Origin of the sequence: Mesorhizobium sp. M4A.F.Ca.ET.020.02.1.1 (assembly GCF_004022645.1) — a bacterium.
Lineage (GTDB): Bacteria > Pseudomonadota > Alphaproteobacteria > Rhizobiales > Rhizobiaceae > Mesorhizobium.
This window is the reverse complement of record NZ_RZOI01000179.1, coordinates 1-9243: the sequence shown is the minus strand read 5'-3', so window position 1 is coordinate 9243 and position 9243 is coordinate 1. Positions and strand designations below refer to the sequence as shown.

Below are 9243 nucleotides of genomic sequence, written 5' to 3'. Positions count from 1 at the left end.
GTCGATGATGTCGGCGCCGCGCGAGCGGGCGCTGGCCTTCAGCCGGTTGACCTGCTCGAACACGTAAGGCGGAAGCCGGCGGACCTTGTGAAATTCTTCCATGTCAGTTCCAGACATTCAAAGGTGGTTTCGGCGCGCGATATATCCCTAATTGCAGCTAGGGTCGAGGGCGGGATCGCATTTCGTCTCGATCTGCTTCAGCGCCTGATCGCCATGGTTCTTGGCCAGCGAGTTGAGCGCCGCCGGGCTTGCGGTCTGGTCGCCGCCACCGCTCTTGGCGAGTTGCGCCTGCTGCTCGCCCTTCAACTGGGCAAGCTTGGCGTCGGTCTCCTCCTTGGTGAGTTGCTTGGCGGCCACCTGCGGCGGGATGTTGAGGTTCGGATAGGAACCGGTGTCCTTTGGCCCTTCGACGCCGGCGACCGGCGCCGCGTTCGTGGTGTTGCTCGTCGAGCAGCCGCCCGCCGCCAGACCGGCAGACAGCAAGGCCATCGCCGCGGCCATGCGGCAAATGCGTGCGCTTGCCGAAAAAACCGTCTTGCCAATATTAATCGTCATATTGTTTTCCTGGCAGCCGGGTTAGAGCGTGTTGGACCCGGTCAGATGTCCCATGATAATATGTCAAGAAAACGCCCCGGGAGGAACCCCGCGAACCATGTCCAAAGCGCCCGATTCGGACAAAGCGGAAGATGGCGGACCTTCGACGGTCGAGCAGTATCTGGTCAAGGACCCTGAACGCTTCGCGTTGAACATGGCGCGTATGATCGAGCAGGCCGGCAAGGCGGCTTCCGCCTGGGCCGAGCCGCGCGAGAAGGGGGAGGTGCGCGACCATGTCGCCGAGCCGGTGGTCGACATGGTCAAGACCTTCTCTAAGCTCAGCGAATACTGGCTCTCCGATCCGCAGCGCGCGTTGGAAGCGCAGACGCGGCTCTTCGCCGGCTACATGACGGTGTGGGCAAACGCCATCCAGCGCGTCAGCCCGAATGCCGAGGCGCCGGACGACGCCGTCAAGCCCGAACGCGGCGACAAGCGCTTCCAGGACCCGGAATGGGGCCGCAACGCCTTCTTCGATTTCCTCAAGCAGGCCTATCTCGTCACCTCGCGCTGGGCAGGCGATCTGGTCGAGCATGCCGAGGGGCTCGACGAGCACACCCGCCACAAGGCCAGCTTCTACGTCAAGCAGGTGTCGAACGCGATCGCGCCGTCGAACTTCATCCTGACCAATCCGGAGCTGTTTCGCGAGACCGTCGCGTCCAATGGCGAGAATCTGGTACGCGGCATGAAGATGCTGGCCGAGGACATCGCCGCCGGCAAGGGCGACCTGAAGCTCAGCCAGGCCGACTACTCGCCCTTCGAGATCGGCAAGAACGTAGCGACGACGCCCGGCAAGGTGGTCGGCCGCAGCGACGTCGCCGAGATCATCCAATACGATCCGGCGACCGAGACAGTGCTCAAGCGCCCCTTGCTGATCTGCCCGCCATGGATCAACAAGTTCTATATCCTCGATCTCAACCCACAGAAATCCTTCATCCGCTGGGCGATCGAGCAAGGCCATACCGTCTTCGTCATCTCCTGGATCAATCCAGACGAGCGCCACGGTTCCAAGGGTTGGGAAGCCTATATCCGCGAAGGCCTGCAATACGGCCTCGACATGGTCGAGAAGGCCACCGGCGAGAAGGACGTCAACGCCATCGGCTATTGCGTCGGCGGCACGCTGCTGGCGGCGGCCCTGGCGCTGCTGGCGCAGGAAGGCGACAACCGCATCAAATCGGCGACCTTCTTCACCACGCAGGTCGACTTCACCCATGCCGGCGACCTGAAAGTGTTCGTCGACGAGGATCAGGTGGCGGCGGTCGAGCGCTCGATGAACGAGAAGGGCTATCTCGACGGCACCAAGATGGCGACCGCCTTCAACATGCTGCGCTCGGGCGACCTTATCTGGCCCTATGTCATCAACAACTACATGCGCGGCAAGGATCCCCTGCCCTTCGACCTCTTGTACTGGAACGCCGATTCAACCCGCATGGCGGCGGCCAACCATTCCTTCTACCTGCGCAACTGCTATCTCGAGAACAATCTGTCGCGCGGCACGATGGAGCTTGCCGGCCGCACCGTCTCGCTGGCCGATATCAAGATCCCCGTCTATAACCTGGCGACCAAAGAGGATCACATCGCGCCGGCGCTCTCGGTGTTCCTCGGCTCGCGCTATTTCGGCGGCAGCGTCGAGTATGTGATGGCCGGCTCCGGCCACATCGCCGGCGTCGTCAATCCGCCGACCGCGAACAAGTACCAGTACTGGACGGGCGGCAAGCCGGTGGGCGACTTCGGCCAGTGGTTCGCCTCGGCCGTGGAGCATCCCGGCTCCTGGTGGACGCACTGGCAGCACTGGGTCGAAACCCAGAACAACGCGCGCGTGCAGGCGCGCAAACCCGGCAAGCATATGAAAACCTTGGGGGATGCGCCGGGCACCTATGTCAAGGTGCGCGTGTAACAGACTGTAATGTCTGGTGAGTTGACGGCCCGTCAAAACAGGTCGAAATGGTGGCGTCAACTATCTGGTGGCTTCAATTCGCCTGGAAAAAACGATTACTTCCGAGGCTTGCAGATTTGACACAGGTCCCGTTTCCGGTTTGGGAACAGAACAGTCGTAGCGAGGGGCGTAGAACGCTGCGGCGATGACGAGCCGGCCGGCTACCGAGGGGGAATTTAGTTTTGAAGTCAGGTGGTTGGCGTCTCGCGCGGAGGGAAGGTCGCAGCATTGCGGCAGCGCTTTTCTCCGTGCTTCTGGCCTCCTGCACCTCCGCCGGCGACCCCACCATGTCGGTCGGCATGCCCGGCTATAATGCCACCTCCACCGAGATGAGCGCTGCAACCAGCGCCAAGCCAGCAACATCAACCGATTCGTCGCTGCAGGTGACTTCGGCCTCTTCGGAGGCGATATCGACCGTAATGGGTGATGGCGACAAGCCCTTGCCTGAAAAGGTCGCCTACGTGCCGGTGACGAAGCCGGGATCGGCCTTCCCTATCAACGTGCCGGCCGGTGCCGACACCGTGGCCGGCAACACGCCGCAGCCGCTGGTTCAGCCCGCGCAGACAGCCGAACAGACACAGGTCGTGGCCCAGCAGGTCGCTGCTGGCGACGCCGCCGCGACCGCGCCCAAGCCGCAGGCTGAAGCGGCGGCCGCGCAGCCAATGAACAACGGCGTCTACGTGACGGCGGGCGAAGCACCCCAGCAGCAGATCGCCGCGCCGAAGAAGGGCCTGTTTGCCTCGCTGTTCAGCACCACGCCGGCCTCGGCAGCCCCAGCGCCGCTGGTCAACGCGCGCTCGGGCGAGCAGCCGGCCGTTGCCAAGGCGACTGCGCCCGCCAAGCCGATCATCACGCTCGCTTCCGCCACCCCGGCCGAAAAGCCGGTGCAACTGGCCTCGCTCGACGATCCAAGCAATCACATCACCGGCGCCGATGCCTTGCCCGGCGTGCGCCAGACCGCGCTGTTCGAGATCAAGCGCAAATCCGGCATCGACGATGAGAGCGACGTCGACCTTAACGAGGACGAGGGCGGCTCCTACCAGGTGGCGTCGGCCGCCGGCATGGCGAGGCTGGCGCCCAATGGCCTGCTGAAGCAGAACGAAAGCGTCGACGTCGCCTGCCTGAAGCCGTCGCTGGTGCGCGTGCTGAAGACGATCGAGGGCCACTATGGCCGCAAGATGGTCGTCACCTCAGGCTATCGCGACCCGGCCCGCAACCGCCGCGCCAACGGCGCCAAGAATTCGCTGCACATGTACTGCGCCGCCGCCGACATCCAGGTTCCCGGCGTCTCCAAATGGGAGCTGGCGAGCTACATCCGTACCATGCCCGGCCGCGGCGGCGTCGGCACCTATTGCCACACCGAATCCGTCCATGTCGACGTCGGCCCCGAGCGCGACTGGAACTGGCGCTGCCGCCGGCGCGGCTAGCGACGGCGGCGGCTTACTTCTGCCGGCCGAGGCAAAGCACCGAACATCCCGGAAGATTACGCGAGGCCGAAAACCGCGCCTTTGGCTCGCCGAAAGAGCGGTTTTTGCCACTCTAGAAAAAAGTTGTCGCAGGCAGCGGCAGACGGGTTGCCGGCTGCGAACAACGCAATTATAAGCCGCTTCATCTGAGCGCGCCCATCGTCTAGCGGTCAGGACACCGCCCTTTCACGGCGGTAACAGGGGTTCGATTCCCCTTGGGCGTACCAGCAAAATCAAGCACTTAGCGAAAACTCCCCTCAACTCGTCTGATATTCGTCTAATATGCGCCCTGCGGAAGGCTGTGACTTTCCGTGGCATCGGGTGGAAATTGACCGGTGCTGACATTGTCGCACCTATAATCCCGTAGGAGAATGCCTCTCTCCTGGGTGCGGCAAGGTGCAGGAACTCGCTACGGCGATGTCAAGAGCCTGCGTTCCCACCATCCTGCAATTCCGAGAGCGATAGCGGGTGGAATACGGTGACATATCACGTAATTCCAGCAGGAGGCAGCAATGCAGAAGCCGTTTTATTCCCGTGAAGACTTGATCTCATTTGGTCTTTCTAACGGCCACATCTACAACGAGATCAAAAAGGGAAAGCTTATATTCAGGAAGTCGGGCCGCAGGCTGCTTATCTCGCACGATGAGTTGATGCGATATCTCGACAATCTGCCCATTAAGGCTTGCGTCCAAGCCGCCTAAGGCAAAAAGCCCGCCTGGCTGCAACCGGCGGGCTTTGCATTCTCAGATTTCAGGCGGATTGACCGTGGACCATTCTAATGAGTCGCCATCGAGCGAGCAACAGCCCGTTGCCGAAGACTTCGCATCAGCGTCGCGTTTGCAAAATGCAAACGCCAGGCATCCGAGCGATGAACAGAAAATCCTTGAATTCCTCGAAGCGATGCGTTCGGCGGGCGTCCATATGGACACCGCCAACGCGCGCGGGGCATCGCACCCGATAGCTGACGGGAAGGTGCATCGCGCCAATGCCCAGGGCAAGAAAAAGGCGAAGAACCAACACATCTATTATGTGCTGCATTTGGACGCCCCGGCCTCGGGCGCCTTCGGCGATCTGCAAACCGGCCTGCAAGATACTTGGACGGAAAAGCGCCCGTCCACGATGACGGCGGCGGAACGCGCAGCCCTCAAGCAACGCATGGCGGACACGCAACGCCAGCGCGAGGAAGAGCGGGCCGCGCTCAACGCCGCCGCTGCCGCCGCTGCCGCCCTCATCATGGCGTCGACCGAGAAGGCGCCGGCCGCGCACCCCTACCTCGCGAGGAAAGACCTTCCGCCGTTCCCCGGTCTCAGGCGCCTGAAGCAAAACGTCAAATACACGGTGGACCCCGAGGAAGACCCGCGCACCGCCCGCGCCGGTTCCCTCGTCGTTCCGCTGTACACGCCTGGGGCCGAGCTTATCAGCGTCCAGCTTATCGGCGATGACGGCACGAAACGCTTTCTCAAGGGCACCGCGAAAGAGGGCAATTACCATCCCATCGGCAAGCGGCCCGAAGATCCTGGCGCCGAGTTCCCCGTTGCCATAGCCGAGGGCTACAGCACCGCCGCCCGTGTCCACCAAGCTACTGGATTCCTCACTATCACCGCGTTCGACGCCGGCAACCTCGGCCCGGTTTCAAAGGCGATACGGGCGAAGTATCCGAATGCCCGCATCATCTTCGCGGCTGACAACGACCGGCTTGTGAAGATGCCGGACCAGCGGATGAACCCAGGGGTCACCAAGGCGAAGGATGCAGCGGAAGCCGTTGGCGGCGTGGTCGCCTTCCCTGTGTTTGACGACGCCGAAATTGAGCTTACAGACTTCGATGACCTCGCCCGCAAAAGCGGCGTCGACGCGGTCCGCGAAGTCATCGACGCCGTGCTCAATCCGAAACCGGAAGCGGACGATAACAACCCGCCGCGCCAAAACTTGGAAGTGGATCGGCGGGGCGAAATGCCGCCGTTTGTGCCGCCCTCTCCGAACGAAATTCGAAATCTAAGCGTCGCCGGTCTGGAACTTGAATCGGCGAGCCCCACTCACCTGGCGCGCAACATCGTCAATGTGCTTCGGCGCAACTTCACCGACATCGTCTTTGACGAGGGTGCCGTGTACGTATTTCACGGGACGCACTGGCACCGCGTCGATGACAAGCACGACCTTGGCCCCCTGATTTCCGAACTGGACGGACAGCCGGCGGGACGGCGTAGCATCGCCATGGGGCCTACTCTTCGAAAAGGCATCATCGAAGAGATTGAAATCGAACTGTTGAGGTCTCGGGATTCCGAGCGCGGCTTTTTCGAACAGGCGCCAGTCGGGATTTGCGTCGCAAACGGGTTCGTAAGGTTCGATGCCGGCGGCGTCGTCTTAGTGCCTCGCCATGCCCCTGATCAGAGGGCGCGTTGGGCGCTTAGCGCACAATGCGACCCTTCGCTGCCTGAGTTGCCCGCCGCCGATACTCTCTTGCACCGGCTTCTCAACGGTGCATTCAAAGGGGATGATGATGCAGAAGCAAAGATCTCGCTTATCGGCGAAATGCTTGGTGCCGCAATCAGCGGCCAAGCTACCCGGATCACGAATCCCCTCGCCCTATTCTTGATCGGTGAGACAGCCGAAAACGGCAAGTCGCAAATACTGGCGTTGCTCCGAGCCCTACTACCGCCCGGCGCCGTTATCTCTCTGGCACCCACATACTTTGCCGACGAAAAGCACCGGGTCCGCCTGATCGGCCGCCTCGCCAACGTGGTGGATGAGGTGGACGGCAAAGCAATCGATTCCGCCGAGTTCAAGAAAGCGGTCCTCGGAGAGCGCATCGTCGGCCGCGATGTCTATTCGCCTGCCATCGAGTTCACCCCGAAGGCGTTGCACACCTTTTCCTGCAATGCACTTCCGCGCTTCACCAACGGCTTTGATAGAGGCATTCGTCGCCGCGTCCTTCCGATCAGCTTCAACCGGACGATACCTGTCGGCGAGCGTATTCCCCAAATCGCTGAACGGATTGTGGCGGAAGAGGCGCCCGCCCTTCTGTCATTCGCAGTTGCTGGCGCCTTACGCCTATCTCGCAACGGCAAGTTCACCTTGCCGCCCTCTTCGGCTGATCGCATCGCAGAATGGGGGCGAGCCGACCCGGTTAAGGAATGGGCCGCCCGGTTCCTGATCCCCGCTACAAAGAAGCCCTACAGCGGGTGGCCTCGGCGATTGGAGGTTTACGCCGCGTTTCGCGCCTGGGCGCTCGCCGAAGGTTTCTCACCGTCCAAGATTGTCGAACCCGATGCGTTTTGGTCAGCGCTCAAGACAGTTCCCGACCTCCGCTTCGCAACTATCAACGGCTACGCGGTTGTCTATGCCGAAATCTCAAACGAACCCGCTACCGAGGATGGGAACTATGAAGATCATGAAAGGCGGTAGGGGCACGGTAGGGGCAGAACTGCAAAAACCGGCCGCTAAGTCATTGAAAGTAGCTACGGTAGGGGCAGTAGGGCCATTTTCAAAAACTACTAGACATCAGCCGTTCCCTGACTCGAATTCAGTGCTCACCAACAATCCTAAGAAGAGTTTCCGGTTGGCCCCTACCAGCCCTACCCGCTCCTACTTTCAATGGGTTAGCCGAGCATTCACCCACTTGGCGCCCTACCGCCCCTACTACCGAGGCAATTATGCTTGACCATGCAGACCGCCCCGCCCGTCGCGCCACCTATGGCGACCCCGTACCTCCACCTCTCAACCGACAGGGGATTCATCGCGCACAAGCGATCATTCGAAAGCTCGCAGAACACTTCATTGGCACAGATGAGGGCCGAGTGCTTAGGGAGTGTGACCGCCTTCTGGCAGGGCTCGACATCATCCCCGAGAACAGTGGTGAGAGACAGCGGGCACGCGGCCTTCGCCTCCGCCACCTTCGTATGAATGAGCCGCGCTACGCCGAATGCACCGGGGACCGAACCTTTGCCCGTTCACTTGTCGCCGATGCCAAGCACTACTTGAGGCACCGGAGCCAATACGATGACAAGCAAACAGGCACACCCCTACTCGATCCTTGGCGTTCTGTAGCTCACATCATCGAGCTTTGCGGAGGGGAAGTCCCCCACCTCGACACCATTCGGCGGGACATCAGAAAATAACGGGTCCTTCCCCCGGTACGCCAGGGGTGAGGGGAACACGCAGCTGCACGTTCTCTCTAGCGTCTGGCTCGCAGGAAAAAATTCTTAACTGTCAACCGAAGGGGTGCTGCAATGGCGCTAGAACTGACTGAATCGAAGAGCGCTTTCGCGAAACGTCTCAATGCGTCGAAGGCGCGGATATCGCAGCTTGTGAAAGCGGGATTGCCCTGCACTTCACAGGGGCAAGTCCGCATTGATGCGGCGCTTCGGTGGATACGCGAAAACGTAAATGCTTCGCCTGGGAGGCCGCAGGGGAGCGCTAACAGCGACGACGGCGAGCTTCTCGCCGCGCGGGTCAGGCTGGTGACGCTGCAAGCTGATCGCGCGGAGACCGAGTTAGCCGTCCGGCGCGGGGAACTAATATCCAAGCATGCCGCTGCAATTGGCGTTCGTGCCATGGTGCGCACGTTGCGGGACAACATACTGAATATTCCGAGCCGCTACGGCGCGGAAATCGCGGCGGAGCTTGATGTTGATCACCCAAAGCTTGCGGCGGCGTTGGAAGTGTTGCTGCGAAACGCACTGGTGGAAATCGCAAAGCGTCCGCGCCCCAGCTACTTCGAGGCGGAAGCGTTGGCCTCTCAGCCGGCGATTTGGGAAAAGGGAGGGCTGTAATCGACAGAGACTCTTTCCCTGTGCCCGGTGCACGTTCGGCCGACGCTGCACCGGGACGCCGGGGCATAGTGCTTTTCGAAGAAGGAAAGCCTCCTGTGACCGTATCAATCTCAATGAGCCGCCTGCGCAAGTTTGTGACCGAGGCCGACGCCGCTTTTGCCGCCTCACGAGAGGCGATGGAAGGTGTTCGCGACGCGAAGTCAGTCGTTCGAGCCATCGAAGCCAAGATCAATCCGCAGAGCGACGTACCAGGCGTTTACGAAAGCAAGAATTGGGATCATGTCCCTCGATCCGAATGGCCGACTGACTACCGCAAAGCTCGGGAAGTCCTGGCAGAGGCTGAGGCCGCAGTTGAGCGCCAGAGCGAAATCACGCAGCACGCCGGCCGAATGAAGACGCGCGCCCTCGAATTTGCGCGGCTGCATCGCATCGCACTCCCGGCGGACCTTAAAGGTAAAATCTAATGGCAAAGATCATTGAT

At 61.3% G+C, this 9243-nt stretch carries 7 protein-coding genes and 1 tRNA gene; 7 read left to right on the top strand and 1 reads right to left on the bottom strand.

Annotation, left to right across the window (positions count from 1 at the left end; translation table 11 throughout):
- Nucleotides 1-147: 147 nt before the first annotated feature.
- Nucleotides 148-555: a hypothetical protein gene (locus EN742_RS13940; RefSeq protein ID WP_127407160.1), complete on the bottom strand. Its 408-nt coding sequence runs from the start codon at nucleotides 553-555 to the stop codon at nucleotides 148-150.
- 97 nt (nucleotides 556-652) lie between these two features.
- Here EN742_RS13940 and phaC point away from each other — a divergent pair, with 97 nt between their 5' ends.
- From phaC to EN742_RS13905, 7 genes are all read left to right on the top strand, one after another.
- Nucleotides 653-2488 carry a class I poly(R)-hydroxyalkanoic acid synthase gene (gene phaC, locus EN742_RS13935; protein WP_128332923.1) on the top strand — a complete coding sequence of 612 codons (1836 nt, stop codon included), beginning with the start codon at nucleotides 653-655 and terminating at the stop codon, nucleotides 2486-2488.
- Between the two features lie 326 nt (nucleotides 2489-2814).
- The gene (locus tag EN742_RS13930; RefSeq protein ID WP_245455454.1) at nucleotides 2815-3954 is read left to right on the top strand and encodes a YcbK family protein; all 1140 of its coding nucleotides are present in this window, start codon (nucleotides 2815-2817) and stop codon (nucleotides 3952-3954) included.
- Nucleotides 3955-4145: 191 nt separating this feature from the next.
- A tRNA-Glu gene (locus EN742_RS13925) sits at nucleotides 4146-4220 on the top strand.
- A 285-nt stretch (nucleotides 4221-4505) separates the two neighbouring features.
- Entirely contained in the window at nucleotides 4506-4694 is a 189-nt protein-coding gene (locus EN742_RS13920; RefSeq protein ID WP_128332922.1) for a helix-turn-helix domain-containing protein, read from the top strand.
- Between the two features lie 64 nt (nucleotides 4695-4758).
- On the top strand, nucleotides 4759-7395 hold the full coding sequence (locus tag EN742_RS13915; protein ID WP_128332921.1) for a DUF5906 domain-containing protein: 2637 nt from the start codon (nucleotides 4759-4761) through the stop codon (nucleotides 7393-7395).
- Between the two features lie 824 nt (nucleotides 7396-8219).
- The gene (locus EN742_RS13910; protein WP_128332920.1) at nucleotides 8220-8762 is read left to right on the top strand and encodes a hypothetical protein; all 543 of its coding nucleotides are present in this window, start codon (nucleotides 8220-8222) and stop codon (nucleotides 8760-8762) included.
- A gap of 95 nt (nucleotides 8763-8857) precedes the next feature.
- Complete coding sequence (locus EN742_RS13905) at nucleotides 8858-9226, top strand: hypothetical protein (RefSeq protein ID WP_128332919.1); 369 nt, start codon at nucleotides 8858-8860, stop codon at nucleotides 9224-9226.
- The last annotated feature ends 17 nt before the right edge of the window (nucleotides 9227-9243 follow it).

What these genes read in the sequence shown, in the direction of transcription:
- phaC (WP_128332923.1), top strand. Translation starts at nt 653, where the DNA reads ATGTCCAAAGCGCCCGATTCGGACAAAGCGGAAGATGGCGGACCTTCG.
- EN742_RS13910 (WP_128332920.1), top strand. Translation starts at nt 8,220, where the DNA reads ATGGCGCTAGAACTGACTGAATCGAAGAGCGCTTTCGCGAAACGTCTC.
- EN742_RS13930 (WP_245455454.1), top strand. Translation starts at nt 2,815, where the DNA reads ATGTCGGTCGGCATGCCCGGCTATAATGCCACCTCCACCGAGATGAGC.
- EN742_RS13940 (WP_127407160.1), bottom strand. Translation starts at nt 555, where the DNA reads ATGACGATTAATATTGGCAAGACGGTTTTTTCGGCAAGCGCACGCATT.
- EN742_RS13920 (WP_128332922.1), top strand. Translation starts at nt 4,506, where the DNA reads ATGCAGAAGCCGTTTTATTCCCGTGAAGACTTGATCTCATTTGGTCTT.